The organism is Mycolicibacterium flavescens (assembly GCF_001722335.1).
Classification (GTDB): domain Bacteria; phylum Actinomycetota; class Actinomycetes; order Mycobacteriales; family Mycobacteriaceae; genus Mycobacterium; species Mycobacterium flavescens.
Genome location: NZ_MIHA01000001.1, coordinates 473457 through 500377 on the forward strand (window position 1 = coordinate 473457; position 26921 = coordinate 500377).

28 protein-coding genes and 1 other RNA gene are annotated in these 26921 nt (G+C 68.7%); 15 read left to right on the forward strand and 14 right to left on the reverse strand.

The genetic code is table 11. The features are described 5' to 3' along the window. The first annotated feature begins 14 nt into the window (after positions 1-14). On the forward strand, positions 15-779 hold the full coding sequence (locus BHQ18_RS02300; protein WP_069412014.1) for an SDR family NAD(P)-dependent oxidoreductase: 765 nt from the start codon (positions 15-17) through the stop codon (positions 777-779). A gap of 60 nt (positions 780-839) precedes the next feature. Here the strand turns inward: BHQ18_RS02300 and BHQ18_RS02305 are convergent, their stop codons facing one another. Both BHQ18_RS02305 and BHQ18_RS02310 read right to left on the reverse strand, forming a co-directional pair. Then, positions 840-1550, reverse strand: coding sequence for a DUF4189 domain-containing protein (locus BHQ18_RS02305; RefSeq protein WP_069411925.1), 711 nt, complete (start codon positions 1548-1550; stop codon positions 840-842). A gap of 145 nt (positions 1551-1695) precedes the next feature. After that, on the reverse strand, positions 1696-3090 hold the full coding sequence (locus BHQ18_RS02310) for a serine hydrolase domain-containing protein (RefSeq protein WP_084293823.1): 1395 nt from the start codon (positions 3088-3090) through the stop codon (positions 1696-1698). 161 nt (positions 3091-3251) lie between these two features. Between BHQ18_RS02310 and BHQ18_RS02315 the strand changes: the two genes are divergently transcribed. The 3 genes from BHQ18_RS02315 (at position 3252) to BHQ18_RS02325 (ending at position 5535) form a co-directional block, all read left to right on the forward strand. Next, positions 3252-3926: a DUF1906 domain-containing protein gene (locus BHQ18_RS02315; RefSeq protein WP_276045618.1), complete on the forward strand. Its 675-nt coding sequence runs from the start codon at positions 3252-3254 to the stop codon at positions 3924-3926. Between the two features lie 98 nt (positions 3927-4024). Then, complete coding sequence (locus BHQ18_RS02320; RefSeq protein WP_069412016.1) at positions 4025-4618, forward strand: VOC family protein; 594 nt, start codon at positions 4025-4027, stop codon at positions 4616-4618. Further along, the gene (locus BHQ18_RS02325) at positions 4615-5535 is read left to right on the forward strand and encodes an acyl-CoA thioesterase (protein WP_205866016.1); all 921 of its coding nucleotides are present in this window, start codon (positions 4615-4617) and stop codon (positions 5533-5535) included. Before BHQ18_RS02320 ends, BHQ18_RS02325 begins: the two co-directional genes overlap by 4 nt. A 3-nt stretch (positions 5536-5538) precedes the next feature. Here BHQ18_RS02325 and BHQ18_RS02330 read toward each other — a convergent pair whose 3' ends face one another. The 10 genes from BHQ18_RS02330 to prfB all read right to left on the reverse strand — a co-directional run bounded on the left by BHQ18_RS02330 (position 5539) and on the right by prfB (position 13366). After that, the gene (locus BHQ18_RS02330) at positions 5539-6318 is read right to left on the reverse strand and encodes an SDR family NAD(P)-dependent oxidoreductase (protein ID WP_069411928.1); all 780 of its coding nucleotides are present in this window, start codon (positions 6316-6318) and stop codon (positions 5539-5541) included. A gap of 126 nt (positions 6319-6444) precedes the next feature. Next, positions 6445-6813, reverse strand: a transfer-messenger RNA (tmRNA) gene (ssrA, locus tag BHQ18_RS02335). Between the two features lie 181 nt (positions 6814-6994). Then, positions 6995-7828 (reverse strand): maleylpyruvate isomerase family mycothiol-dependent enzyme, encoded by an 834-nt coding sequence (locus BHQ18_RS02340; RefSeq protein WP_069411929.1) that lies wholly within the window; start codon positions 7826-7828, stop codon positions 6995-6997. A 30-nt stretch (positions 7829-7858) separates the two neighbouring features. Next, a complete protein-coding gene (locus BHQ18_RS02345) occupies positions 7859-8704 on the reverse strand; it encodes an EamA family transporter (protein ID WP_084293824.1) in 846 nt (281 codons plus the stop codon). Beyond that, positions 8701-9201, reverse strand: a complete 501-nt coding sequence (gene smpB / locus BHQ18_RS02350; RefSeq protein ID WP_069411930.1) for an SsrA-binding protein SmpB — start codon at positions 9199-9201, stop codon at positions 8701-8703. Before smpB ends, BHQ18_RS02345 begins: the two co-directional genes overlap by 4 nt. Before the next feature lie 4 nt (positions 9202-9205). Continuing rightward, positions 9206-10102, reverse strand: a complete 897-nt coding sequence (gene ftsX, locus BHQ18_RS02355) for a permease-like cell division protein FtsX (protein WP_069411931.1) — start codon at positions 10100-10102, stop codon at positions 9206-9208. Continuing rightward, positions 10102-10791, reverse strand: coding sequence for a cell division ATP-binding protein FtsE (gene ftsE, locus BHQ18_RS02360; protein ID WP_069412018.1), 690 nt, complete (start codon positions 10789-10791; stop codon positions 10102-10104). Before ftsE ends, ftsX begins: the two co-directional genes overlap by 1 nt. 35 nt (positions 10792-10826) lie before the next feature. Then, a complete protein-coding gene (locus BHQ18_RS02365) occupies positions 10827-11282 on the reverse strand; it encodes an Rv3103c family proline-rich protein (protein WP_069411932.1) in 456 nt (151 codons plus the stop codon). Next, positions 11279-12256 carry a mechanosensitive ion channel family protein gene (locus BHQ18_RS02370; protein WP_069411933.1) on the reverse strand — a complete coding sequence of 326 codons (978 nt, stop codon included), beginning with the start codon at positions 12254-12256 and terminating at the stop codon, positions 11279-11281. The genes BHQ18_RS02365 and BHQ18_RS02370 overlap by 4 nt, the downstream gene beginning before the upstream one ends. A 3-nt stretch (positions 12257-12259) precedes the next feature. Further along, positions 12260-13366 carry a peptide chain release factor 2 gene (gene prfB, locus BHQ18_RS02375; RefSeq protein ID WP_069411934.1) on the reverse strand — a complete coding sequence of 369 codons (1107 nt, stop codon included), beginning with the start codon at positions 13364-13366 and terminating at the stop codon, positions 12260-12262. A gap of 153 nt (positions 13367-13519) precedes the next feature. Here prfB and BHQ18_RS02380 point away from each other — a divergent pair, with 153 nt between their 5' ends. Further along, positions 13520-14884 carry an FAD-dependent oxidoreductase gene (locus tag BHQ18_RS02380; protein WP_069411935.1) on the forward strand — a complete coding sequence of 455 codons (1365 nt, stop codon included), beginning with the start codon at positions 13520-13522 and terminating at the stop codon, positions 14882-14884. Here BHQ18_RS02380 and BHQ18_RS02385 read toward each other — a convergent pair whose 3' ends face one another. Further along, positions 14885-15226 (reverse strand): hypothetical protein, encoded by a 342-nt coding sequence (locus BHQ18_RS02385; protein WP_069411936.1) that lies wholly within the window; start codon positions 15224-15226, stop codon positions 14885-14887. 23 nt (positions 15227-15249) lie between these two features. On the opposite strand from BHQ18_RS02385, the gene hisN reads away from it, so the two are divergent. The 3 genes from hisN (at position 15250) to BHQ18_RS02400 (ending at position 18768) form a co-directional block, all read left to right on the forward strand. Continuing rightward, positions 15250-16032 carry a histidinol-phosphatase gene (gene hisN, locus BHQ18_RS02390; RefSeq protein ID WP_069411937.1) on the forward strand — a complete coding sequence of 261 codons (783 nt, stop codon included), beginning with the start codon at positions 15250-15252 and terminating at the stop codon, positions 16030-16032. A gap of 100 nt (positions 16033-16132) precedes the next feature. Then, positions 16133-17527 carry an acyl-CoA dehydrogenase family protein gene (locus tag BHQ18_RS02395; RefSeq protein WP_069411938.1) on the forward strand — a complete coding sequence of 465 codons (1395 nt, stop codon included), beginning with the start codon at positions 16133-16135 and terminating at the stop codon, positions 17525-17527. A gap of 29 nt (positions 17528-17556) precedes the next feature. Then, complete coding sequence (locus BHQ18_RS02400; protein WP_069411939.1) at positions 17557-18768, forward strand: acyl-CoA dehydrogenase family protein; 1212 nt, start codon at positions 17557-17559, stop codon at positions 18766-18768. 148 nt (positions 18769-18916) lie between these two features. Here BHQ18_RS02400 and BHQ18_RS02405 read toward each other — a convergent pair whose 3' ends face one another. Further along, positions 18917-19894: an esterase family protein gene (locus BHQ18_RS02405; RefSeq protein WP_069411940.1), complete on the reverse strand. Its 978-nt coding sequence runs from the start codon at positions 19892-19894 to the stop codon at positions 18917-18919. 295 nt (positions 19895-20189) lie between these two features. Here BHQ18_RS02405 and BHQ18_RS02410 point away from each other — a divergent pair, with 295 nt between their 5' ends. From BHQ18_RS02410 to BHQ18_RS02440, 7 genes are all read left to right on the forward strand, one after another. After that, complete coding sequence (locus BHQ18_RS02410) at positions 20190-20747, forward strand: TetR/AcrR family transcriptional regulator (RefSeq protein WP_069411941.1); 558 nt, start codon at positions 20190-20192, stop codon at positions 20745-20747. A 113-nt stretch (positions 20748-20860) separates the two neighbouring features. After that, a complete protein-coding gene (locus BHQ18_RS02415; RefSeq protein ID WP_069411942.1) occupies positions 20861-22033 on the forward strand; it encodes an acyl-CoA dehydrogenase family protein in 1173 nt (390 codons plus the stop codon). 9 nt (positions 22034-22042) lie between these two features. Further along, a complete protein-coding gene (locus tag BHQ18_RS02420) occupies positions 22043-22444 on the forward strand; it encodes a nitroreductase/quinone reductase family protein (protein WP_069411943.1) in 402 nt (133 codons plus the stop codon). A 64-nt stretch (positions 22445-22508) separates the two neighbouring features. After that, on the forward strand, positions 22509-23615 hold the full coding sequence (locus tag BHQ18_RS02425; RefSeq protein WP_069411944.1) for a homogentisate 1,2-dioxygenase: 1107 nt from the start codon (positions 22509-22511) through the stop codon (positions 23613-23615). Between the two features lie 2 nt (positions 23616-23617). Continuing rightward, a complete protein-coding gene (locus BHQ18_RS02430; protein WP_069411945.1) occupies positions 23618-24799 on the forward strand; it encodes an alpha/beta hydrolase family protein in 1182 nt (393 codons plus the stop codon). Then, on the forward strand, positions 24796-26007 hold the full coding sequence (locus BHQ18_RS02435; protein WP_069411946.1) for a CaiB/BaiF CoA transferase family protein: 1212 nt from the start codon (positions 24796-24798) through the stop codon (positions 26005-26007). Before BHQ18_RS02430 ends, BHQ18_RS02435 begins: the two co-directional genes overlap by 4 nt. Then, complete coding sequence (locus tag BHQ18_RS02440; RefSeq protein WP_069411947.1) at positions 26004-26918, forward strand: hydroxymethylglutaryl-CoA lyase; 915 nt, start codon at positions 26004-26006, stop codon at positions 26916-26918. Before BHQ18_RS02435 ends, BHQ18_RS02440 begins: the two co-directional genes overlap by 4 nt. Positions 26919-26921: the final 3 nt, after the last annotated feature.

Genomic DNA, 26921 nt, shown 5'->3' on the forward strand with positions numbered 1-26921 from the left:
GCGACGGGAGAATGATGACGATCTTGGACCGGTTCCGACTCGACGACAAGGTCGTCGTCATCACCGGCGCATCCTCGGGTCTGGGGGTCTTCTTCGCCGAGGCGTGCGCACAGGCGGGCGCCGACGTGGTGCTGGCTGCGCGGCGGGTCGAAAAGCTGGAGAGCACAGCAGAACTCGTCAGGAAGGCCGGTCGCCGGGCGCTCAGTGTGCAAACCGACGTCGTCGATCCCGACCAGTGCACGGCCCTGGTGGACGCCGCGATGCAGGAGTTCGGACGCGTCGACGTCCTGGTGAACAACGCCGGTGTCGGAACCGCCGTGCCCGCCGTGCGCGAGACCCCCGATCAGTTCCGCACGGTCGTCGATGTCAACCTCAACGGGTCGTACTGGGCCGCGCAGGCCTGCGGGCGGGTGATGCAGCCCGGCAGCTCGATCATCAACGTGGCCAGCATCCTGGGCATCACCACCGCCGCGCTCCCGCAGGCCGCCTACAGCGCCAGCAAGGCCGCGATTTTCGGGCTGACCCGCGACCTCGCCCAGCAGTGGGGATCGCGAAAAGGTATCCGGGTCAACGCGCTTGCGCCCGGGTTCTTCCAGTCGGAGATGACCGACGAGTACGCGCCCGGATATCTGGAAGAGACGTTGGCGACTCGCGCGGTGCTCAAGCGGATGGGCGACCCCGCGGAGTTGGCGGCCACGGTGGTCTGGCTGGCGTCCGAGGCCGGCGGCTACGTCACCGGTCAGACCATCGTCGTCGACGGTGGCGTGACGATCACCTGACGCCGCGCAGCGCCGACGCCCGGACCGTGGGGTCACGGCCCGGGCGGATCGGAGCGGGGCTCAGAAGTAGGTCGTCGCGGTCGTGCTGGTGCCGTTGTCGCAGGTGATCGTGACGGTCCAGTTCCGGAACCGCGGCACCGCCGGGACGATCCTCAGGTCGTACCTGGAGTTCGCGGCGAGCCCGAAGGCGCGGTTGTAGCCGTCGGTGGCGTAGGTGCACTGCGACGAGACACCGCTGCGGTCGGTGATATGGGCGACGAGCCCACCGATGACCGTGTCGAACGACACCGTCGGACCCAGTTTCGGCGGGGGCGGCGGCGGAGGCGGGTCGTTCGGCGGAGGCGGGGTCGATCCGTTCGCGCAACCCGACACGATGACCTTGGCGCCCTGCTGGTTCTGCAGCAGGGCCTTGGCCTTGCTCTCCGCGACGCCGCGCGAGGCGCCGGTGGCCCCGGTGCGCTCACCGTAATCGTTGGACGCCGCTGCGGCGCACTCGTTCTTGGCGATCACCTGCGTGACGCAGTGCCCGGCGCCGTTGCCCGAACAGTTCGTCAGGGATCCGACCGCGGCCTGCTGCTCGGTGCCGCTGATCGCCGAACCGCCGGCCATCGTGACGGGCGGATTCTCGTTGACGAATCCGATTGCCAGAGCGATGTACTGGTCGGCCGCGTGCGCCGGGGCCGCGCTGAGCATCCCGACCGCGGTGGCGGCAGCGGCCAGCACCACGGCCGCGGTGTGACGGGCGCGGCGGCCCGTGGCGATTGTTGTCATGATGTTCTCCTGTGCGTGTTCGACATGTGGTCACGGGAGCTGCCCGTGTGCCAATAGTCGCTTGGCACAACTGCTTCAGAGAATCGCCTGGGAGTGAGAAAGCGCTGTCGGCGGGACAGGTTTTCCTGTCGTTCGGGTAAGGGTCTCAGCCGAGGTGCAGCGCCCGCGCGGCCGCCGTCGCCACGTCACCCTGCAGACCTGAGATCGGCCGGCTCCCGCGCAGATGAATGACATTGGTCAGCAACACCACGTAGCTGTCGGAGGCCGGGTCGATCCACACCGAGGTTCCGGTGAAGCCGGTGTGCCCGAAGCTGGTTCCGGCCGGGAAGACGGTGCCGCGTGGGCGGGAGTGGGCGCTGTCGATATCCCACCCGAAGCCGCGCAGATCCCGGCCGCCGGGCTGCTGGGGCGTCGTCATCAGTTGCAGGGTGGACCGCTCGAGCGGGAACGTGCTCGGCCGGTCCGCCAGCCGATCCAGGAGCGCCTGCGCGAAAACGCTGACGTCGTGCACGGTGGAGAACACACCGGCGTGGCCGGCCACCCCGCCCATCCGGCGTGCGGTCGGGTCGTGGACGGTTCCGCGCAGCAGGCGGTCGAAGTCCGGATTGTGGCCGGGATCCGCGCGGTTCTCCTCGTCGCGTGCTGTCGGGGCGATCCGCGACAGCAGGCCGGTGCGCCAGCTGCCCGCCGGACACTGCGTCGGCTCCCGCCCGGGCGCCCAGGCGATCGCCGCTCCCCTGACCTCGTGCGGCCCACACGCCTCGGCAGGCGGGAGATAGCGGGTCTCGGACATCCCGAGCGGGGCGAAGACCGCACGCTGGACGTAGTCGTCCAAGGCCTCACCGGTGACGTGCTCGATCAGCGTGCCCAGCAACACGAAACCGATGTCGGAATAGCGGAACACCACGCCGGGCGGTGACTGCAGCGGGGTGGTCAACGCGCGCCGCACCCCCTCGGTCCTGTCCGCGCGGGCGAGTCCCCAGGGGTCGTGTAGATCCAGGTCGCCCGGCAGCCCCGAGGTGTGGGTCAGCAGCATGCGGACCGTCACCTTTGCCCGTTGCGGGTCGTACGACGGGTTGAACTCCGGCAGATGTGTCTGCACCGGGTCGTCGACGGACACTGCTCCCCGCTCGACGAGTTGCATGACGGCGGTGGCGGTGGCCAGCGGTTTCGTCAACGACGCCACGTCGAAGACGGTGTCGGCGGTCATCGGTTCGGCCGGGCCGGGTGAACCGTCGAGGCCCTGTTCACCGGCGAGTTTGCGCACGCCGTAGGCCCGCTGGAACACGACCCTGCCCCGGTGTCCCACCGCCACCACGGCACCCGGTAATCGGTGCGCGGCGATCGCGTCGTCGATCAGCCGTGAGATCTCCGGCATGTCCGGCAACGGCGCGGTTGTCGGCGCGGTTGTCGGTGAGGGCGCGACGTGGTGCGCCGGGGGCAGGGGCCTGGGCGGAGGCGGCTCCGCGCACGAGGTCAGCGCAAGCACGAGGACGCCCAGCACCGCGGCTGCGCGTGCGGTCAGTTCTCGCGTGCTCATCGCCGGTCGCCAGCTTAGGGCGTTGTGGGCGATCCCGCGGAAACCCGGCGCATTGTTGTTACCATCGCGACGTGCACGGTTCAGCCGATGGCGTGTCGCGGCGTGAGGTGCTCAAATATGCTGTCGCAGCGCCGTTTTTCGTGATCACCGCGGGGCTGGGCATGCCGGCGGCGTCGGCGCAGGGCCTGCGGATCATCGACTTCACGCACCGGCAGGTGCCCGCCGACCAGATCAAGGCCGCGGGCTACGACGGCGCGCTGGTCTACGTGTCCGAGCTGCGACCGGGGGCCGACTTCGACTTCAAACCCGTCACCCGGGCGTACGCGGATTCGCTGCGCGCCGAGGGCCTGCATGTCGCGAGCTGCTACCAGTACGGAAAGCCCGGATGGCCGACGCCGTCGGACTACACCCGCGGCTACGACGGCGGGGTGGCCGACGCCGAAACCGCGCTGCGCCTGCACACCGCGGCGGGCGGGCCGGCGTCGGCGCCGATCTTCTTCAGCATCGACGAGGACATCGACCACGAGACGTGGAAAACCACTGCTGTCGAATGGCTTCGGGGCATCAACTCGGTCCTCGGGGTGGACCGCACCGGCGTCTACGGACATGTCGGCGTGTGCGGATGGGCGATCGAGGATGGGGTGATCGGGCGCTCGACGTCCGAAGGGCACTGGTGGGCGTGGCAGACGAAGGCGTGGTCCGGCGGCGAACGCGACGACAGGGCGGTGTTGTATCAGGCCGTGGTGGTCAGCGGATCGGACCCTGGTATCGCCATGGGCGGAACGCACGTCGACGAAAACGAGGTGCTGGCAGCCGATTTCGGCCAGTGGGACTGACGTTCCTACCGCGAGCAGACACAGAATCGCACAGTTCGACGCTGGATCGTGCGAGTCTGCGTCTGCTCGCGAGGGTGGGTGCGTGCCATGATCGGCGCATGAAGCTGTTCGAACAGCCGTGTCCCGAAGGCGACTTCCGGTTCTTCCAGATCGGCCACGTCGTCGACGACGTGCTCGAAGCCTCCGCGAACTGGGCACGCACCTTCGGCGTCGGACCGTTCCACGTGCTGCCCGTCAGCGAGCAGCGGGCCGACTACGGCGGCGACGTCCGCACCATCCGGATCCAGGTCGCCGTCGCCCAGGCCGGGCCGGTGCAGATCGAGTTGATCCAGCAGCACTGTGACACCCCGAGCATCTACGCCGACTGGAGCGGGTGCGATGGAGTGCATCAGATCGCCACGCTGACAAAGGATTACGACGCGAAGCTGGCCCACTTCGTGTCGCTGGGTTACCGGGTGGCCGCGCAGAGTGAGGGTGGCGGGCTGCGGGTGGCCTACATCGATACGGTCGCCGACTTCGGCTTCTACACCGAGATCGTGCAGGGCCCGCCGGCATTCCTCGGCCAGTTGCAGGCGATCGCTTCGACGTGTGCCGACTGGGACGGCCGCGATCCGGTGCGGATTATGACCCGGGGCGGCTACCGGTTGCCCGACGGGGCGGGCGGCGAGCGTCTGGCAGGATCCACCCCGTGACCGTTGCCGACGACCTGACCGGACCGCTGCAGGGCACGACGCTGGAGAAGTCGGTGCTCACGTCGCTGGACAGCCTCGAGAGTGCGCTGTCGCTGGAGCGGCTGGATGAGAACCGGTTTCGGGCGGGCAACGAGCGCGACCGGTTCGGCCGGATCTTCGGCGGCCAGGTGCTCGCGCAGGCGTTGTACGCCGCCACCTGCACCGTCGCCGAGCACGCGCCGCACTCGCTGCACGCCTACTTCGTGCAGACCGGCGACACCGACATTCCGGTCGACATCGCCGTCGACGTCGTGCGCGACGGCCGCTCGATGGCGACCCGTCAGGTCACCGTCACACAGGGCGAGCGCACGCTGTTGACCGCGTTGGCGTCGTTCCACAGCAACCCGACGGAACCAGAACTCAAGCACCCGCGCCCCGACGTCGTCGCGCCCGAGCAGATGCCGCTGCTGCAGCACTGGGTGGCCCAGGCGCCGCCGAACCTGCAGCAGAAGGCGCAGGGCTGGGCCGATGTCCCCCCGGCGGTGGAGATGCGGATCGCGGAACCGACGATCTTCATGGGTGGCCGGCAGACGGCGACGGCACGACCGCATTGGATGCGGTTGCCGCGTCCGGTGGGCGACGACCCGGCGCTGCACAGCGCACTGCTCGCCTACGCCAGCGACTACCTGATGCTCGACACGGCGGTGCGCAATCATCCGGAACCGGTCGACTACGGGTCGATCGCGGCCGTCAGCCTCGACCACAGCCTGTGGCTGCACCGTCCCGTCCGCTTCGACCGGTGGCATCTGCACACCCAGGAGACGGTGGCCGTCAACGGTCACCGCGCGCTGATCCGCGGCGTCATCTACGACATCGACGGCCACGCCGTGGCCAGCACCTCGCAGGAGGTTCTGCTGCGGCCGGTCGCGGATCCGTAGCCTCTACTGCGCGAGGTAACCGCCGTCGACGGGCAGCACGGCGCCGGTGATGAAAGAGGCGTCGTCGGACGCGAGAAAGGCGATGGCGCTGGCGACTTCGGCCGGTTCGCCGAGCCGGCCCATCGGGTGCATGCTCTCGATCGCCGCCAGATATTCCGAGCCGCCCGGTTCGTCCGGGAGCTGCTTGACCCGTTCGGTTCGAATGGTGCCCGGGGCGACGGCGTTGACTCTGATCCCGCGGTCGGCCCACTCGACCGCGAGGTGCTTGGTCATACCGGTGGCGATGAACTTGGCGGGCCCGTACGCCGCCTGCCGCTTCTGCCCGGCCAGCCCGGAGATCGAGGACAGGCAGACGATGGCGCCCCCTCCGGTCGCCAGCATCGCCTCGATCGCGAACTTGCAGGTCAGGAACATGCCGCGGCCGTCGATCGCGACGACTTCGTCCCAGTCGGCGGCCGAGACCTCCATCACGTCGCCGAGCGGGATGATCCCGGCGTTGGCGACCAGTACGTCGAGCCGTCCGTAGCGGTCGGTCGCGGCGGTGATCATCCGGTTTGCGTCAGCCTCGACCGAGACGTCGCCGATGACGGTCGCTATCTCCGCGCCGGTCTCGCGGAGTTCGTCGGCGAGCTTGCGCAGCGGGTCGCCCTGGTTGTCGGTCACGATCAGGCGTGCACCTTCGCGGGCGAACTGCACGGCCGTCGCGCGGCCGATACCGAACGCCGCGCCGGTGATCACGGCGGACTTGCCGTGGAGACGTCCCGTTGCCCCTGCCGTCGACATATGGCCGCCCCCTTCGTGGTCGGCACAGCTTATGTGCCGACGCGCGGGGTTCCCGGTGAAACGCCGAGGTTGTCCGAGGGCACGACGAGAACTGGCCAGGGCGTGTCGCCCTGGCCAGTGTCATATCGGTGGAGCTGCCGGGAATTGAACCCGGGTCCTACGGCGTTCCCTCAAGGCTTCTCCGTGCGCAGTTCGCTATGTCTCTACTCGGATCTCCTGATCACGCGAACGAGTCAGGATGACGATCCCAGTCGCTGTTCGATGTCCCCACAAATCCCGCGACCGGACTCGTGGGTGGGTCCCTCTAGCTGATGCCAGGATCCGGGCCGAGGGCGCTCCCGGGCTGACAGACCAGCCGTCGCTTAGGCAGCGAGGGCGTAGTCGCGCTGATTGGAATCGGCGCTTAATTGGTTGCAACGACGCTTACGGTGGTCTCTTGCCTGCACCGGCACGCTTCCCTTGATTCGACGCTCGAAGTCGAAACCGTTCAGCCCCTTGTTCAGTTGTCGAAACAACACCCTGCCGAAGCGGCAGGACTATTCATGATACGCGTCCTACAACGAATCGCTCCAGCGGATTAATCCCGCGGCCACGCTGAGCCGCGGCGAGTGTGAACACAGGGCGAAAAACCGGGCGCGTTTCCGCCGTGGTTTCACAGTCGGCGACCGGCAGGTCATCAGATCACGTAGTTGAGCCGCTCGACGACGCGCCTGGCGACGGCGCTGTCTCCGCCGTAGGTGATCGCGTCGTGGTCCAGCGGTTGCCGTCCCCCGGCCAACCGGGCGAACAGCAGTGCGTCGAGCGTGATCGTCGCCGTCATGTCGGCATCCCCGAAGTCGTCGACCACCGAACCTCGGCCCGCGTCGACCGCGACGTTGATGGTCCGGCCGAGCGGGCCGGTCAGCACGATGGACACCCTTGACCCGTCCGGGGCCCCGCCCAGTTTGCCCACCACGAAGCCCATGCTGGTGGCCATCTCATCGAGTGCGAAATCCGGCCCGACGCCGGTCGCGTCGGTCGCCGGTCGGTCCACGGCGTCACGGATGTCGTGCTCGTGCAACCAGCAGTCGAAGATGCGCACCCGCATGAACCGGCCGTACGTGTCCGGGCCCGCCGGCGTCGCGCTGACGGTGTTCCACTCGTCGTCCGACATCGCTGCCAACGCACGGCGGCGTTCGGCGGTGACGCTGCGGAATCTGTTCAGCAACTCACCGGCCGAAAGGGATCGCAGCGTGCGGACCCACCGCTCGTTGAGCACGCCGATGTCATTGCGGACGTGTTCGAGCGTCGACACGTCGATGTCGGCCTCCGGTGTGCCGACCCCCAGCAGCATCGACTCGGTGCCGACGACGTGCGCCACCACGTCACGCACCGACCAGCCGGGCAGGGCCGTCGACGTCTGCCAGTCGGCGTCGGCGAGTCCGCCGAGGACGTCGTCGATGCTCTCCCACTCCGCGAACAGGGCGTTGAGTACCGCGGTTTTGTCGAGAACAGTCACGGGCCGGGCCACGAGCTGATGTTAGAGGGCGCTTCCCGCGCCTCAACCGGAGGCGATCATCGCCACCGCGGCCAGCGCCAGCACCATGCCGAGCGCCTGCCAGCGCGACACCCGTTCGCGCAGCACGACGATCGCCAACAACACCGTCGCCGCCGGATACAGCGACATCAGGACTCCGGCCAGCGACAGCAGCGACGCCTGCAGCGCCAACAGCATCGCGATGTTCGCGCCGACGTCGAGGAACGCCGCGAACACGGCCAGCTTCAGCGGGGTGCCGCTCGGCGGGCGCAGGTTGCGGCTCAGCAGCGCGATGACGACCACCAGCGTCGTCGCCGACATGCGCGCGAACACCAGCGGCCACAGCTTCGCCTCCACCGGCGCCTGGTCGATCAGCACGAAGTTCATGCCGAACGCCACGCCGGACCCGACCGTCAACCACGCCACCGTCGGGGTGAACCGGTGCGCGACCGAATCCTCGTCGGTGGTATCCCGGCTGACCAGCACCACCGCCACGAGCGCCACCACCACGCCGATGCCGGCGACAAGCCCGGGCCGCTCCCCCAGCGCCAGGCCCAAACCCACCGGGATCGCGGCCACCAGGATCGCGGTCAGCGGCGAGACCACCGAGATCGGTCCCGACCCGAGCGCCGCGTAGAACCACCACACGCCGAACGCCTGCGACACCCCGCACAGCACGCCCCACACCACCGCGCCCTCGGAGATGTCGCCGCCGACCACCGTCGCGATGATGGCGAGCAGCACCATCGCGATCGGATACGACACGAGCACGACCCGCAGCGCGGCGACCCGCCGGGACGCCAGCCCACCGACGAAGTCGCTGATCCCGTAGCCCAGGGCCGAGGCCAGCGCCAGGGCGATTCCGATCAGGTCATGCCTTTGGCACGCCGACCCAGTTCGCGGGTGATCTCGCGTTCGGCGTCGCGGCGTGCCAGGTCCTGGCGTTTGTCGCGGGCCTCTTTACCGCGCGCCAACGCCAGTTCGACCTTGACTTTTCCGTCGGTGAAGTACATCGACAGCGGCACCAACGTCAGGTTGCCGTCGCGGATCCGCCCGATCAGCTGATCGATCTGCTTGCGGTGCAACAACAGTTTGCGGTTGCGCCGCGGCGCGTGGTTGGTCCACGTGCCATGGTGATACTCCGGGATGTGCACGTTGCGCAGCCACACCTCGCCGTCGTCGACGGTGGCGAACGCGTCGGCCAGCGAAGCCTGTCCGTCGCGCAGGCTCTTGACCTCGGTGCCGACCAACTGCACGCCGGCCTCGTAGGTCTCCAGGATCGAATAGTTGTGCCGGGCCTTGCGATTCGTCGCGATGACCTTGTTGTTGCTGGACCGCGTCGGGTCCGCCTTCTTGGATTTGGCCATGCGGCTACCTTCGTATGTAGAGCCGCAGGGTGACGTAGGCCGTGATGCCCGACATCGCCAGACCGAGGAACAGCATCAGCGGGGCGCTGAAGTACAGCACGTCGGCGTAGTCGACCTTGGCAATCAGATTCGCTTGGTAGAACTGGTTGAGCGCGTTCTCCAGGAACAGCGCCCGCACCAGGATCAGGCCCACGATCGCGATCACCACACCGATCAGCGCGGCCAGCATCGCCTCGACCAGGAACGGCAACTGCGTGTACCAGCGGCTTGCCCCGACCAGCCGCATGATGCCGATCTCGGTTCGCCGCGTGTACGCGGCGACTTGAACCATGTTGGCTATCAACAACACCGCGCCGATGGCCTGGACCAGCGCGACCGCGAACGCGGCGTTGCTGATCCCGTCGAGCACCGCGAACAACCGGTCGATCAGGTCCTTCTGGTTCAGCACGTTCAACACGCCGGGTTGACCGACCATCGCCTCGTCGAAATCCGCGTGCTGCTCGGGGTTTTCGAGTTTGACGATGAACGACGCCGGGAACGCCTCGCGGCCCGCGACGTCCTTGTACTGCGGGAACTTCGTGATCGCGTCGTCGTAGGCCTCGTCGCGGTTGAGGAAGCGCACCGAACGGACGTCGTCGCGTTCCTCGATCTGCTGGCGCAGCGCCTTGCACGGGTCGGCGTCACACGACGGGTCGTTGGCCGACACGTCGTTGGTCAGGAAGACCTGGCTCTCCACGCGGTCGAGATAGATGTTGCGCGACTGGTCGGCCAGCCGGATCACCAGCAGGCCGCCGCCGAACAGTCCGATCGAGATCGCGGTGGTCAGGATCATCGCGACCGTCATCGTGACGTTGCGACGAAACCCGGTGAGAACCTCGTTGATGAGGAAGCCGAAGCGCACTAGCGATCCATTCCGTAGACGCCGCGCTGTTCGTCGCGAACCAGGCGGCCGAGTTCGAGTTCGACGACCCGCTGACGCATCGAGTCGACGATGTGGTGGTCGTGGGTGGCCATCAACACCGTGGTCCCGGTGCGGTTGATCCGCTCGAGCAGCTCCATGATGTCCTTGCTGGTTTCGGGGTCGAGGTTGCCGGTGGGCTCGTCGGCCAGCAGCACCAGCGGCCGGTTGACGAACGCGCGGGCGATCGCGACGCGCTGCTGTTCGCCGCCGGACAGTTCGGCGGGCAGCCGGTTGGCCTTACCGGACAGGCCGACCATCTCGAGCACGTCGGGCACCACCCGGTTGATCGTCTCGGCACGCTTGCCGATCACCTCCAGCGCGAACGCGACGTTCTCGAAGACCGTCTTCTGCTGCAGCAGCCGGAAATCCTGGAACACGCATCCGAGCACCTGGCGCAGGCTCGGGACGTGCCGGCCAGACAGCTTGTTGACGTGAAACTTCGACACCTGGATGTCGCCGTGGGTGGGTGTTTCCTCGGCCAGCAGCAGCCGCATGAACGTCGACTTGCCCGAACCCGAGGGACCGATCAGGAAGACGAACTCACCCTTGTCGATCTTGACCGAGACGTTGTCGAGCGCGGGCCGCGCGGACGACTTGTACTGCTTGGTCACGTTGTTGAGGGTGATCATCACGGGTCGCCAGTGTAGCCGGGCGCGGCCGCCGCCTAGCCCGGCGCAGTGGTGGCGGGCGACTCCGGCGGGAACAGCTGCGGCAGCCCCGGGAACGGCGCCGGCTCGGTGGTCGCAGGTTCCGATCCCGGCGCGATGGTCTGAGTGGTCGGCGTCCGCGGCCCCAGACCGTCCGGGTCGATGACCGTGGTCGTCGGGCTGGGTTCGGTGGTCGTCGGCTCGGTGGTGGTGGTCGTCGTCGTGGTGGTGGGCGGCGTCGTCGTGGTGGTGTACTCGGGCTCCTTTGGCCGACGCACGTTGGTCCGCGGCACCCAGGTGTAGTTCGGGTCCGGGACGAAACCGGGCGGCACCACCGCGGGCGTCGGCGGCGGCGGTGCGGCCGGCTGCGGTTCGACGGTCTGGTTGACCCAGAACAGCGCGATGAACGCGACGATGAGCACGATCGTCGAGACCCGCATCCGGCCCAGGCGCGCCTTGAGCCAGCCCCTCACTTCTTCGGCTCCGAGGGGTCTTGCGGTCTGGCCTCACTGCTCACGGTCGCCGACGAATGCGGCATGGCCTCCACCATCGGGGTGGCCCCGTCGGCCGGCGAGTTGATCCCGGCGCCGCGCAGCGCCGCGATCACCAGCACGCGGATGCGGCGGCCGACCTCGAACTGCTTACCCGGCAGCGTGCGGGCGACCATCCGCAGATTGACGCTGTCGATCCCGATGCTCTCCACACCCATCAGCTGGGGCGTGTCGAGCATCAGCGCGTTGAGATGCGGGTCCGCGTTCGCCTTGTCGGCGACGCCCTGGAGCAGGTCGTTGACGATGTTCAGGTCCGCCGACGTCGGCACCGGAATGTCGATGACGGCGCGCGCCCAGTCCTTCGACAGGTTCAGCGACCGGACGATGTTGCCGTTGGGGATGGTGTACATCTCGCCTTCGGCGGTGCGCAGCTTGGTCACCCGCAACGTCACCTCTTCGACCGTTCCGAGCGACTCCTCGGGTGCACCGATCATGCTGAGCTGCACCAGGTCGCCGAATCCGTACTGCCGTTCGCTGATGATGAAGAAGCCCGCCAGCAGGTCCTGCACCAATTTCTGGGCGCCGAAGCCCAGCGCCGCGCCGAGCACGGCGGCCGGCGCCACCAGCGATCCGATCGGGATGGCGAGCACGTCGGTGATCTGGACCGCGACCACGATGAACAGCAGGGCCACCGACACCCACGAGATCACCGAGGCGACGGCCTGCTGGTGCTTGGCGCTCTCCGTGCGCACCAGTTGGTCGCTCGTCTGGTACTCGGCGTCGATGCGGGTGACGACTCGGCGGGCCAGCCAGGTGATGAACCGTGCCGCCAGCAGCGCGCCGATCAGCAGCAGCGCGATCTCCACGCCGCGCTCGAGGATCCACACCCCGATGTCGCTGGACCAGAAGCCCCGCCAGACGTCGGCGAAACCGGCTGCGTAGACGGTTTCAGTCATCGGCTACTCAACACTCTGGCTCTGGCGCCAACGGATCCCGGCCTCCAGGAAGCCGTCGATGTCCCCGTCGAGCACGGCGGCCGGGTTGCCGACCTCGTACTCGGTGCGCAGATCCTTGACCATCTGGTACGGGTGCAGCACGTAGGAGCGCATCTGGTTGCCCCACGAACTGCCGCCGTCGCCCTTGAGCGCGTCCATCTCGGCGCGCTCCTCCAACCGCTTGCGCTCCAACAGTTTTGCCTGCAGCACGCGCATCGCCGACACCTTGTTCTGCAGCTGCGACTTCTCGTTCTGGCAGGTCACCACGATCCCGGTGGGGATGTGGGTGAGCCGGACCGCGGAGTCGGTGGTGTTGACCGACTGGCCGCCGGGCCCGCTGGAGCGGTACACGTCGACGCGCACGTCGCTTTCCGGGATCTCGATGTGGTCGGTGGTGTCGACCACCGGCAGCACCTCGACGTCGGCGAACGACGTCTGGCGGCGGCTCTGGTTGTCGAACGGGCTGATCCGCACCAGCCGGTGGGTGCCCTGCTCGACCGACAGCGTGCCGTACGCGAACGGGGCGTGCACCGCGAACGTCGCGCTCTTGATGCCCGCCTCCTCGGCGTAGGAGGTGTCGAACACCTCGACCGGGTAGTCGTGCTTCTCGGCCCAGCGGATGTACATCCGCATCAGCATCTCGGCCCAGTCCGCGGCGTCCACCCCGCCGGCGCCCGACCGGATGGTGACGACGGCCTCGCGCTCGTCGTACTCGCCGGACAGCAGCGTGCGCACCTCCATCGCCTCGATGTCCTCGCGCAGCTTGCCCCGCTCGGCGTCGGCTTCGGCGAGTTCCTCCTCGCCACCGTCCTCGGCGGCCAGCTCGTACATCACCGGCAGGTCGTCGAGACGCTGCCGCAGTCCCTCGACCCGGCGCAGCTCGTTCTGCGCGTGCGACAGGTCGCTGGTCACCTTCTGCGCGCGCGTCTGGTCGTCCCACAGGTTGGGGTCAGACGCTTCGTGCTCGAGCTTTTCGATCCGGCTGCGAAGACCCTCGATGTCGAGCACCCGCTCCACCGTCGTCAGGGTGGAGTCGAGGGCGGCGAGGTCGGCTTGACGATCAGGATCCACGGGAGTTCAGGTTACCCGGGGCGACACCACGCCGGTTCTCGCTGACAAGCCGCAACGAAGCGGGGAACCGATCTAGCATCGGGTGGGTAACCAGCCCGGGCCGCGACGCGACAGCCCCCTTGCGCGCGACCGGGCAGCGACAGAAGGCTGTAAATGCGCCCATACCATGTGGCGATCGTCGGCTCAGGACCCTCGGGTTATTTCGCCGCGTCGTCGTTGCTCAAGTTCGCCGACACCGCTGACGACATCGACGTGCGCGTCGACATGATCGAGATGCTGCCCACCCCGTGGGGCCTGGTGCGGTCCGGTGTGGCCCCCGACCATCCGAAGATCAAGTCGATCAGCGCGCAGTTCGAGAAGACCGCGCTCGACCCCCGGTTCCGGTTCTTCGGCAACGTCGAGGTCGGCCAGCACGTGCACCCCGCCGAGCTGGCCGAGCGCTATCACGCGGTGATCTACGCCGTCGGCGCGCAGTCGGACCGGTCGCTGGGCATCCCCGGCGAGGACCTGCCGGGCAGCGTCGCCGCGGTCGACTTCGTCGGCTGGTACAACGCCCACCCGCACTTCGCGGAGAGCGCACCCGACATCACCAACGGTCGCGCCGTGGTGATCGGCAACGGCAACGTCGCGCTCGACGTGGCCCGGATCCTGGTCACCGACCCCGACGCGCTGGCCGCGACCGACATCGCCGACCACGCGCTGGAGTCGCTGCACGACCGCGGTGTCGAGGAGGTTCTCGTCATCGGCAGGCGCGGCCCGCTGCAGGCCCCGTTCACCACGCTCGAGCTGCGCGAGCTCGGCCAGCTCGAGGGTCTGGGCGACGTCGACATCATGGTCGAGCCGGACGCCTTCGCCGGGATCACCGACGCGGACCTCGACGCGGCGGGCAAGACCGTCCGCAACAACGTCAAGGTGTTGCGCGGGTACGCCGACACCACCCCGAAGAACGCCAAGCGCCGCATCGTGTTCCGGTTCTGCACCTCACCGATCGAGATCAAGGGCGAGGGCCGCGTCGAGTCGATCGTGCTGGGCCGCAACGAGCTGGTCGAGGAGAACGGGCGCGTCGTCGCCCGGGACACCGGCGAGCGTGAGGAGGTGCCCGCGCAGCTGGTGGTGCGCGCGGTCGGGTACCGCGGGGTGCCGACTCCGGGCCTGCCGTTCGACGAGCGCAGCGGCACCATCCCGCACACCGCAGGGCGCGTCGAGGGCCGTCGCAACGAGTACGTCGTCGGCTGGATCAAGCGCGGTCCGACCGGGGTGATCGGCAGCAACAAGAGCGACTCGCAGGAGACCGTCGACACGCTGATCGCCGACCTGTCCGGCGGGCAGCTGGCCGATTTCGGCGACGATCACGCCGAGGCGCTGGCGCGCTGGCTGGTCGAGCGGCAGCCGAAGGTGGTCACCGACGACCACTGGCGGGTGATCGACGAGTACGAGCGCTCCGCCGGCGAACCGCACGGCCGGCCGCGGGTGAAGATCACCAGCGTCGCCGAGCTGCTGCGCATCGGCCACGGTTGATCAAGCGGACGGCGGCGGGGGCTCCTGCGGCGCGAACCGCCAGTTGTCCGGGTTCTTCGGCGAGTAGACCACCGGGAACAGCTGTCCCATCGTCGGCCAGTTGTCGACGTCGACCTCGAGGCGCTGGTACACGACGTGTTCGTTGACGGTCGGGCCGTTAATGACGCCGGTGACCGTCACGAACTGCGGCCCGGTGACGTCGGCCGGGCGGGGGCTGACGCCGGTGACCAGCAGTTGACCGGCCGGCCAGTCGGGTGGCGCGCCGCGGCGACGCATCAGCAGCGGCCGCGCCAGCAGAACCAGCGCGCCGACGAGCAGCAGGATCACCGCGAATTCGAACACACCGCCATGGTAGGACCTCAGGGGTGAACGCCGTCCCCGATGACCTGACGTTGGCGCTGGCTCTGGCCGACGAGGCCGATGCCCAGACCACCGCGCGCTTCGGCGCGGTCGACCTCGTCGTCGAGACCAAACCGGACATGACGCCGGCCACCGACGCCGACCTCGCGGTCGAGACGATGATCCGGCGCCGGCTCGGCGAGGCGCGGCCCGAGGATTCGGTGTTCGGCGAGGAGTTCGGCGGCACCAGGCAGTTCACCGGCCGGCAGTGGGTCGTCGACCCCATCGACGGGACCAAGAACTTCGTCCGCGGGGTGCCGGTGTGGGCGACGCTGATCGCGCTGCTGCACGACGGGGTGCCGGTGGTCGGGGTCGTCAGCGCGCCTGCGCTGCACCGCCGGTGGTGGGCGATGACCGGGCACGGCGCGTTCACCGCGGTCGCCGGGGGTCCGCAGCGGCGGGTGGGCGTGTCGAAGGTCGACGACCTGGGCTCGGCGAGCCTGGCGTTCTCCAGCCTGTCCGGCTGGGCGCAGCGCGGCATCCGCGACCGCTTCGTGGCGTTGACCGACGCGGTGTGGCGGGTGCGCGGTTACGGCGACTTCTACAACTACTGCCTGGTCGCCGAGGGGGCCGTCGACATCGCGCTGGAACCCGAGGTGTCGACGTGGGATCTGGCACCGTTGGATGTGCTGGTGCGCGAGGCCGGCGGCCGGTTCACCAACCTGGCCGGCGAACCGGGGCCGCACGGCGGCAGCGCGGTGGCCACCAACGCGCTCCTGCACGACGAGGTGCTGGCCCGCCTGCGCTGAGCGCGGCGGCCGCGGACCTTACCCGCGAGTCAGTTCTGGTACCTTACTCTGGAGTCAGTTCGACGAGTTCGGACATCCACCACAAAGCGAGGCAGCCGACATGACCGACACCCGGCCGTCGAAGAACGGGTCGAAACCGAAGCGAACCGGCCGCAAGGAAAGCGCTGTGGGTCTGCAGAAGCACCGCCGCACCGCGACCGACCTGGGATTGGCGTTGGTCACCCCGCTGGTCGGTCAGGAGTTCCTCGACCGCTACAACCTGCGCGACCCGCTCAACCGCGGAATCAAGTACGGCGTCAAGCAGGCCTTCTCGATGGCCGGCGCCGCAAGTCGCCAGTTCAAGCGGGTTTCGGGCAGCCAGGGCGGTCCGACCCGGCTCAAGACCAGCGGTTCGGACTACTTCGATCTGACCCCCGACGACGAACAGCAGATGATCGTCGACACCGTCACCGAGTTCGCCGCCGAGGTGATCCGCCCGGCCGCCCGCGAGTCCGACGAATCCGCAAGCCACCCAGCCGATCTGGTGACCCGCGCCTCCGAACTCGGCATCACCGCGATCAACGTGCCCGAGGATTTCGAGGGCATCGCGGCACACCGCGCGGCGGTCACCAACGTCCTGGTCGCCGAGGCGCTGGCCTACGGCGACATGGGTCTGGCGCTGCCGGTGCTGGCGCCGGCCGGGGTGGCGTCGGCGCTGACGCACTGGGGCAGCGCCGACCAGCAGGCCACCTACCTCAAGGAGTTCGCAGGCGAGAACGTCCCGCAGGCCTGTGTGGCGATCGCCGAACCGCGCGCGCTGTTCGACCCGACCGCGCTGAAGACGACGGCCGTGCGGACCCCCAGCGGCTACCGCATCGACGGCGTCAAGTCGCTGGTGCCGGCCGCCGCCGACGCCGAATTGTTCATCGTCGCAGCGCAACTCAACGGCAAGCCGGCGATGTTCATCGTCGAGTCGTCGTCGCAGGGCGTCAGCGTCACCCCCGATCCGGGTATGGGCATCCGCGCCGCAGCCATCGGCCAGGTCACCTTCGACGGGGTCAGCGTGCCGCTGTCGGCGCGCCTGGGCGAGGACGAAGCCACCGACGCGGACTACTCCGAGGCGATCGCGTTGTCGCGGCTGGGCTGGGCCGCGCTGGCCGTCGGCACCTCGCACGCCGTGCTCGACTACGTCGTCCCCTACGTCAAGGAGCGCCACGCGTTCGGTGAACCGATCGCGCACCGGCAGGCGGTCGCGTTCATGTGCGCGAACATGGCGATCGAGTTCGACGGGCTGCGGTTGATCACCTGGCGCGGGGCGTCGCGGGCCGACCAGGGGCTGTCGTTCGCCCGCGAGGCGGCGCTGGCCAAGCGGCTCGGCGCCGACAAGGGCATGCAGATCGGCCTGGACGGCGTGCAACTGCTCGGCGGCCACGGCTACACCAAGGAACACCCGGTGGAGCGCTGGTACCGCGACCTTCGCGCGGTCGGCGTCGCCGAGGGCGTCGTGGTCATCTAGTCGTCAGTCTTACGAGCGAAAGTCGAACCATGGCAATCAATCTGGAACTCCCCCGCAAACTCGAAGCGGTGATCGAGAAGGCGCATCAGGGCGCGGCCGAGATGCTGCGGCCGATCTCCCGCAAATGGGATCTGCGCGAGCACGAGTACCCGGTCGAACTCGACACCCTGGCCACCCTGTTCGAGGGGATTCAGGGCGCGAAGACGGTCGCGTTCGCCGGCGCGGAGGCTTTCGCGGCCGGCGAGCGCAAGGAGGTCAACCACAACGGCGCGAACATGTCGGCCGCGCTCAACGTGATGGAGATCAGTTGGGGCGACGTCGCTTTGATGCTGTCGGTGCCGCGGCAGGGGCTGGGCAACGCGGCGATCTCCAGCGTCGCCACCGGGGATCAGCTCGAACGCCTCGGCAAGGACGTGTGGGCGGCGATGGCCATCACCGAACCCGGCTTCGGTTCGGACTCGGCGGCGGTGTCGACGACGGCCAAACTCGACGGCGACGAGTACGTCATCAACGGTGAGAAGATCTTCGTCACGGCGGGTTCCCGCGCCACCCACATCGTGGTGTGGGCGACGCTGGACAAGTCGCGGGGCCGGGCGGCGATCAAATCGTTCATCGTCCCACGCGAGCATCCCGGCGTGACGGTCGAGCGCCTCGAGGACAAGCTCGGCATCAAGGCCTCCGACACCGCGGTGATCCGCTTCGACAACGTCCGGATTCCCAAGGACAACCTGCTCGGCAGCCCCGAGATCGAGGTGGAGAAGGGTTTCGCGGGGGTCATGGAGACCTTCGACAACACCCGCCCCGTGGTCGCTGCGATGGCCGTCGGCATCGCCCGCGCCGCGCTCGAGGAGGTCCGCAAGATCCTCACCGAGGCGGGTATCGAGATCTCCTACGACAAGCCGTCACACGCCCAGAGCGCACCCGCGGCGGAGTTCCTGCGCATGGAATCCGACTGGGAGGCAGCGTATCTGCTGATGGTGCGCTCGGCGTGGCAGGCGGACAACGCGATTCCGAACTCGAAGGAAGCGTCGATGGGCAAGGCCAAGGCCGGCCGGGTCGCCAGCGACATCACGCTCAAGGCCGTCGAGCTGGCCGGCACGGTCGGCTACTCGGAGGCGACGCTGCTGGAGAAGTGGGCCCGCGACAGCAAGATCCTCGACATCTTCGAGGGCACCCAGCAGATCCAGTTGCTGGTGGTGGCGCGTCGGCTGCTCGGGTTGTCGTCGGCCGAATTGAAGTAGGGCTCAGGACCGTCGCGCGAGCAGACACAGAATCGCACGAATCCGGTCTCGGGAGCGCGATTCTGTGTCTGCTCGGCGGTCAGGGGCCGCCACGCAAAAGGCAAAAGTCCCCGGACGCGGGTCGCGTCCGGGGACTTTCGCGATCTGACTACGAGCCGAGGTGCGAGATCAGGTCCGGCTTCATCTCCTGAAGCTGCTGACCCCAGTACTCCCAGCTGTGCGTGCCGTACGCCGGGAAGTTGAACACGCCGTTGTTGCCGCCCGCGGCGATGTAGTTGTCGCGGAACGTGATGTTGGTGCGGATGGTCAGGCCCTCGAGGAACTCGGCGGGCAGGTTCGCTCCACCCAACTCGTTGGGCTTGCCGTTACCGCAGTAGACCCACAGCCGGGTGCCGTTGGCCACCAGCGCCGGGATCTGCACCATCGGGTCGTTGCGCTTCCACGCGCTGTTCGGGTCCTCGGTGCGGCCCCACATGTCGTTGGCGTCGTAGCCGCCCGCGTCACCCATGGCCATGTTGATCAGGAACGGCCACGAACCCTCGGACGGGTTCAGGAACGCCGACAGCGCACCGGCGTAGATGAACTGGTCGGGGTGATAGACCGCCAGGATCATCGCCGAGTTACCCGACATCGACAGGCCGACGGCGGCGTTGCCGGTGGTCGACACCCCGCGGTTGGCGGAAAGCCACTGCGGCAGCTCGCTGGTCAGGAAGGTTTCCCACTTGTAGGTCTGGCAGCCGGTCTTACCGCAGGCCGGCGCGTACCAGTCGGCGTAGAAGCTGGACTGGCCGCCGACCGGCAGCACCAGCGACAGCGGCGAGTCGTAGTACCACTCGAACGCCTGGGTCTCGAGGTCCCAGCCGTTGTAGTCGTCGCGGGCGCGCAGGCCGTCGAGCAGATACACGGCCTTGGAGCCGGTGCCCTTCTGGAACTGCACCTTGATGTCGCGGCCCATCGAGGGCGACGGCACCATCAGGTACTCGACCGGCAGGCCGGGCCGGGAGAACGCCCCCGCACTCGCTGACTGCCCGGCGAGGCTCACCACACCCGGCAGCAGGGCCGCCACGACGGCAGCCACCGCGAAGCGTCGCGCCCACGGGCCACGAATCTTGTCAATCAAGCTCATACTGCAATTCCGTCCATCTTCCGGTTGCCTGTCAGGCGGTTCGGTTCCCCACGATCGAGCGATCGCCATCGACACCGCAGCAGGGTTGCGCTGCGCTGTCATGCCCGCTCGACTGACCCGGGGCCGTCGAACGGACCGAGAAAATTTCAGTTGTCGCGTGTGCAGTAAAACATGATGACCAGCGCAGGAGAAACCCGACGGGCCCCAACGGGGGCGTATCGACACGAAACAGAAACTGACGAATCCGTCGAACCGCCGGTGGTCGGGGTGTTCGCGCGGCTCTAGGCTGCCGGTCATGACCGAGGCCCGGGGTTCCCGACTGACCGTCGAGGATTGGATCAACGCCGGGTACGCCATCCTCGCCGAGGAGGGCATCAAAGGCCTCAAACTCGAGCCGCTGTGCGCGCGCGTGGACGCCACAAAAGGCAGCTTCTACTGGCATTTCTCCGGGATGGAGGGGTACCGCCAGGCGCTGGTGCAGGCCTGGGGCGAGGTGCGCGACGCCGACCGCAGCCACTTCGCCGGACTGCGCTCGCTGCCACCGCGCGAGCGGCTGTCGCAGATGATGGCCGCGTTGGTGGACGCGCGGCACTGGCGGCTGGAGCGGGCGATGCGGGAGTGGGCGCGCACCGACGACGCGGTGGCCGCCGGCGTCCGCGCGTCCGATGCCCGGGTGGTCGACGCGGTGCGCCAGGCGTTCGTCGACGACGGCTTCGATTCCGAGGACGCCGACGTGCGTGCGAACGCGACGTTCGCGGCCGGGATCGGCTTCCTGCATCTGTCGGGGTCCAGGCCCAGCGCGGCGGCGGCCGCGCGGCGCGAGCGGTTCCTCGACATCATGCTCACCCACTGATTTTCCGCACGCTCGGGGCGTGGTGAGCGTGCGCGGTTTGTCGAGATGAGACGGCGTGTCGTGGACAGACGCGCATGCTCGGCCATACAAAAAAGTATGGTAGCGTCCGGGCCATGACCGCCGCCTCGGCCATCTCCCCCGTCGACGCCGACTTCGTGCGCCGGCTCGCAGACCGCGCGCAGGATGCCGAACGGCTGCGCCAGCTGCCGGCCGCGACGGTCGAGGAGTTCACCGCCTCGGGGATCACCGACCTGCTGGTGCCCGCCCGCTTCGGCGGCAGGCAGGCGCCGTTCCCGGAGATCCTCGATCCGGTGCGACGGATGGCGCACGGCTGCGCGTCGAGCGCGTGGACCATCGGCTTCTTCGTCCTGCACAACTGGATGCTCGCGCTGTTCGGCGAGCAGGCCCAGCAGGAGGCGTTCGCGACGCGTCCGTTCCTGGCGCCCGCCCCGCTGGCGCCGACGGGCCGCGGCGTGCCCGCCGACGGCGGGATCCGGCTGACCGGCCGCTGGTCGTGGGCCACCGGCGTGATGCACGGCAACTGGATCATGGTCGGCGTCCTGTGCGGACCGCAGGACGATCTGAGCGCGATCTATCCCGCGCTCGCGCTGCTGTCGATCGAGGACGCCGTCATCGAGGACGTCTGGCACACCGACGGCATGCGCGCCACCGGATCCAACGACGTCGTCATCACCGACGTGTTCGTGCCCGAACACCGGTTGGTCCGCGTCACCGACATCTACACCGGCAACGCCCCCGGTGCCGGGCTGCACGACACCGCCACCTACCGGTGGCCGATGGTGCCGGCGCTGGCGCTGCTGGCGGCGATGCCGGCACTGGGCAGCGCCGAACGCGCCGTCGAGATCTACTCCGAGCGGCTCGCCGGCCGGGTGCTGGCCTACGAGGGCGTCACGCAGAAGGACAAACCGCTGGCCCAGGCCCGCCTCGGCGAGGCCGACGTCCGGCTGCGGGCGCTGCGCGGACTGCTGGCCGACACCGTCGACGAGATCGAAACCACGGTCGCCGCGGGCGATTCGGTGCCCCGGCCGGTTCGGGCGGCCGCGCGGATGGCCGCCGCGCACATCGTCTACGAGTCGCGCGCGGTGATCGGGCTGCTGCTCGAGGCGTCGGGGGCCAGCGCGCACTTCGTCGACAACCCGCTGCAGCGCCTCAAGCGCGACGTCGACGTCATCACCGGCCACGTCGTGTTCGACTACGACACCAGCCGCGAACTCGCCGGAGCACTGAAACTCGGAATGAAAGTGCCGCGAACCGCAATGGTGTAGGGAGAAGACATGGCCGACGACGTGCGCGACCGGATCACCAAACTGTTCCAGAAGAACGTCGCCAACCGGTTGATGAAAGTGCTGCCCTTCCAGACGCTGCTGGAGACGACGGGCCGCACGTCGGGCCGGCCCCGGCGCACCCCGCTGGGCGGCAGCCGTGTCGGCGACCAGTTCTGGTTCGTCTCGGAGTTCGGCGACCGGTCGCAGTACATCAAGAACATCAAGGCCGACCCGCACGTGCGTGTCCGACTGAACGGCCGCTGGCACAACGGAATTGCGCACCTGATGCCCGACGACGACCCGCACGAGCGGCTCAAGTCGCTGCCGCAGTTCAACAGCTTCGGGGTGCGCACGTTCGGCACCAACCTGCTGACCGTGCGGGTCGATTTCACCGACAGCTCCGGTGGTTGACCCGACCGGAAAGTAAAACTAAAGTCAGTTTTAGTTTCTTGCCGCCGCTGCCGAGGGAGTCACCGTGGAATCGTTCGTTCACCTGCGCAAGGGCAAGGGGCCGCGGCGGCTGCACGCCGACCTCGACGGCCTCAAGGACGACGAACTCGGCCGCGGCGGGTTCACCGGCCGCACGGCCAGCTTCTTCCGGCGCAACGACCCCACCGCCTACCGGACCGTCGGCCCGCTGCGCCCCACCGACGTGCTGTCCTCCGAACTCAAACCCAGCGACGCCACCGACGCCCACGGCGGTCCGCTCCTGATGTTCTCCAACGCCGACTGCCTGGTGTCGCTCAGTCGGCGCAGCGAGGAGATGCCGTTCTTCGTCCGCTACGTCGACGGCGACCTCTTGTCGTTCGTACACAAGGGTTCCGGCCGACTGGAGACCGAGTTCGGTCCGCTGGACTACCGCGAGGGCGACTGGGTCTACATCCCGAAGGCCTGCACCTGGCGCCAGATCCCCGCCGCAGAGACCACGCTGCTGATGATCCAGGCGACCGACGAGTTCCGGGTGCCGCCGGCCGGTTACCTGGGCAGGCACTTCCCGTTCGATCCGGGCCTGGCCGTGGTCCCCGAACCCGCGCCCATCGACGACGGCGCGGGACCGACCACCGCGGACGGCGAGTACGAGGTCCGGCTGATCCATGAGGGCGGCCCCACTTCGCTGTTCTACCAACACCATCCGCTCGACGTGGAGGGCTGGCGCGGGGACAACTTCGCGTTCACCTTCAACATCTCCGACTACCACGTCATCACGTCCGAGAGCGTGCACCTGCCGCCGACGGTGCACCTGTTCATGCAGGCCACCGGCGTCTACATCATGAACTTCCTGCCCAGGCCCGCCGAGAGCGTGCCGGGCACCGAACGCACGCCGTGGTACCACCGCAACGTCGACTACGACGAGATCGCGTTCTTCCACGCCGGCTCGCTGTACGGCATCCCGATGCCGCCGGGCCTGGTCTCCCACGCTCCGCAGGGCGTGCACCACGGCGCCCCCGAGAAGGCCCGTGAGCGCGCGCGCCGCAAGTTCGACGACTACGACAGGGTGGACTGGTCGGTGATCGCCATCGACACCCGCCGCCGACTGATCCCGTCCGACGAGATCCTGGCCAACGATCTGGGGCAGCACTGACAATGACCACCGCAGTCAAGCACGAATACGACCGTATCCCGTATCTGGTTGCCTTCCAAAATAATTCGGGGGTGCGCGATGTCTACGGCGGTGTCGCCGAACTGGTGGTGCTGGAAAGCCACCTGCTGCGGCCGAAAGACAAGCCGTCCGACACCGTGCTGGTCTTCATGCACCCGATCGGCGGCGGCGCCTACCTGCCGATGATGAACGGCCTGGCCCGCGCCGGTCATCACGTCATCTACTGCAACAGCCGGTTCCGCGGCACCGACTCGGCGCTGCTGATGGAGAAGGTCGTCGAGGACCTCGGCGAGTGCATCAAGGACGCCAAGAACCGCCTGGGCTACGAGAAGGTGGTGCTGGCCGGGTGGAGCGGCGGCGGGTCGCTGTCGGTGTTCTACCAGCAGCAGGCCCAGCATCCGACCGTCACGGCGAGCCCGTCGGGCGACGGCCCGGATCTGACCAAGCTGGGCCTGATCCCCGCCGACGGGTTGATGCTGCTGGCCGCCCACATCAGCCGTCACGGCACGATGACCGAGTGGCTCGACGCGTCGATCCTCGACGAGTCCGACCCGTCCAAGCGCGATCCCGAACTGGATCTGTACAACCCGGACAACCCGAACCAGCCGCCGTACACGCCGGAGTTCCTCGAGCGCTACCGGCAGGCGCAGATCGACCGCAACCGGCGAATCACCAAGTGGGTCAAGGACAAGCTCGCGGAGCTCAAGGCGGCGGGCCGCCCCGACGACGAGTTCGCGTTCGTCGTGCACGGCACCATGGCCGACCCGCGCTGGCTCGACCCCACCGTCGACCCGAACGAACGCAAACCCGGCACCTGCTATCTGGGGGACCCGCAGGTGGTCAACAACTCCCCCGTCGGGCTGGCCCGGTTCTGCACGCTGCGCAGCTGGCTGTCGCAGTGGAGCTACGACGACGCCAACGGCGACGCGGTCAAGTGCGGCGCCGACATCGCGGTGCCGACGCTGGTGATCGGCAACCTGGCCGACGACGCGTGCACACCGAGCCACACCCGCCGGCTGTTCGAGGCGATCGGGCATCATGACAAGGAGATGGCCGAGATCCCAGGCGCGAACCACTACTACGCCGGCGCCGACCAGCGCGACAAGCTGCGCGAGGCGGTCGGTGTGGTGACCGACTGGCTGCACCGGCACGGGTTCTCGCAATGACGGAGGCCGTCACGGGGCCGCTGGACGGCATCCGGGTCATCGAGGTCGGCACGCTGATCTCCGGTCCGTTCGCCGGGCGCCTGCTCGGCGACATGGGTGCCGAGGTCATCAAGATCGAGCCGCCCGGCGCCCCGGATCCGCTGCGCACCTGGGGGCAGGCCGAACTCGACGGGCACCACTTCTTCTGGACCGTGCACGCGCGCAACAAGAAAGCGGTCACGCTGAACCTGCGCACCGACCCCGGCCGGGAGTTGTTCCTCGACCTGGTCGAGCGCTCCGACATCATCGTCGAGAACTTCCGGCCCGGCACACTGGAGAAGTGGAACCTGGGTTACGACGTGCTGCGCGAACGTAATCGGGGCATCATCCTGGTCCGCGTCTCCGGCTACGGGCAGACCGGACCCGAGGCGCACAAAGCCGGCTACGCGTCGGTGGCCGAGGCCGCCAGCGGGCTGCGGCACATGAACGGTTTCCCCGGCGGGCCGCCCCCGCGGCTGGCGCTGTCGCTGGGCGACAGCCTGGCGGGCATGTTCGCCGCCCAGGGCGCGCTGGCCGCGCTGTACCGGCGGTCGGTCACCGGCGACGGACAGGTAGTCGACGCCGCGCTGACCGAGGCGTGCCTGGCCGTGCAGGAGTCCACCATCCCCGACTACGACGTCGGCGGCGTGGTGCGCGGCCCGTCGGGCACGCGGCTGGAGGGCATCGCGCCGTCGAACATCTACCGCAGCGCCGACGGCAGCTGGGTGGTGATCGCGGCGAACCAGGACACCGTGTTCCGGCGGCTGTGCGACGCGATGGGCCGCCCCGAACTGGCCACCGACGACCGGTTCGTCAACCACGTGGCCCGCGGCCGCAACCAGGACGAGCTCGACAAGATCATCGGCGACTGGGCCGCCGAGCGCCAACCCGGCGACATCATCGAAACCCTGTCCGCCGCAGGCGTGATCGCCGGACCGATCAACACGGTCGCCGAGGTCGTGGCCGATCCGCAGTTGCGCGCGCGCGGCATGCTCGTCGAGCACCACGACGAACGCATCGACCGTCCGGTGCTGGGGCCCGGTGTGGTGCCGGTGCTCTCGGAGACCCCGGGCACCGTGCGCTCGGCGGGTCCGGCCCGCCCCGGCCAGCACAACGAGGAGATCTACCGCGGCCTGCTCGGCAAGACCGCGGCCGAACTCGAGGCGTGGCAGTCGGAGGGAGTGCTGTGAGTACGTTGCCCGAACATGTGCGGATCCGCGACGTCTCGTTGCGCGACGGTCTGCAGATCGAGGACCCGATCCCGTTGTCGGCCAAGCTCGAACTGCTCGCGGCTATCGCCGCAACCGGGGTGCAGGAAATGGAGGCGACCGCGTTCGTGTCGCCGTCGAAGGTGCCGGCCCTGGCCGATGCGCCCGAACTGGCCGCGCACCTGCAGGAGTACCGGGATTCGCACGGCATCGAGTTCTCCGCGCTGGTGGCCAGTCCCAACGGCGCGAAACGCGCCATCGCGGCGGGCCTTTCGTCGATCGAGTACGTGGTCTCGGCGGCCGACGGGCACAGCCGCGCGAACGTCGGGCGCACATCGGCCGAGGCCACCGCGCTGATCCCGGAGATCATCGCGATCGCGCACGACAGCGGGGCCACCGTCGAGGTGATCGTGGCGACCGCGTGGGACTGCCCGTTCGACGGGCCCACCCCGCACCAGCGCGTGGTCGACGTGCTGAGCACCGCAGTGCAGCACGACGTCGACCGGCTGGCGATCGCCGACACCATCGGCACCACCACGCCGCGGCGGGTCACCGAAACCGTCGAGGCGGTGTCGCCGCTGATCGGCGACATCCCGCTCGGCGCGCACTTCCACAACACCCGCGGGGCCGGACTGGCCAGCGCCTACGCCGCGGTCAGCGCCGGGGTGACCCGGCTGGACGCGTCGGTCGGCGGCCTCGGCGGCTGCCCGTTCGCACCCGGCGCCAGCGGCAACATCGCCACCGAGGACCTGGTGTACCTGTTGCGCGACAGCGGAATCGGCGTCGATGTCGACCTGCCGGCCGCGATCGACGCGGCCGCCGTCGCGCAACGGCTGGTCGGCCACGACCTGCCCAGTTCCCTGCTGCGCGCGGGCGACCGGATCCTGGGCTGAGCC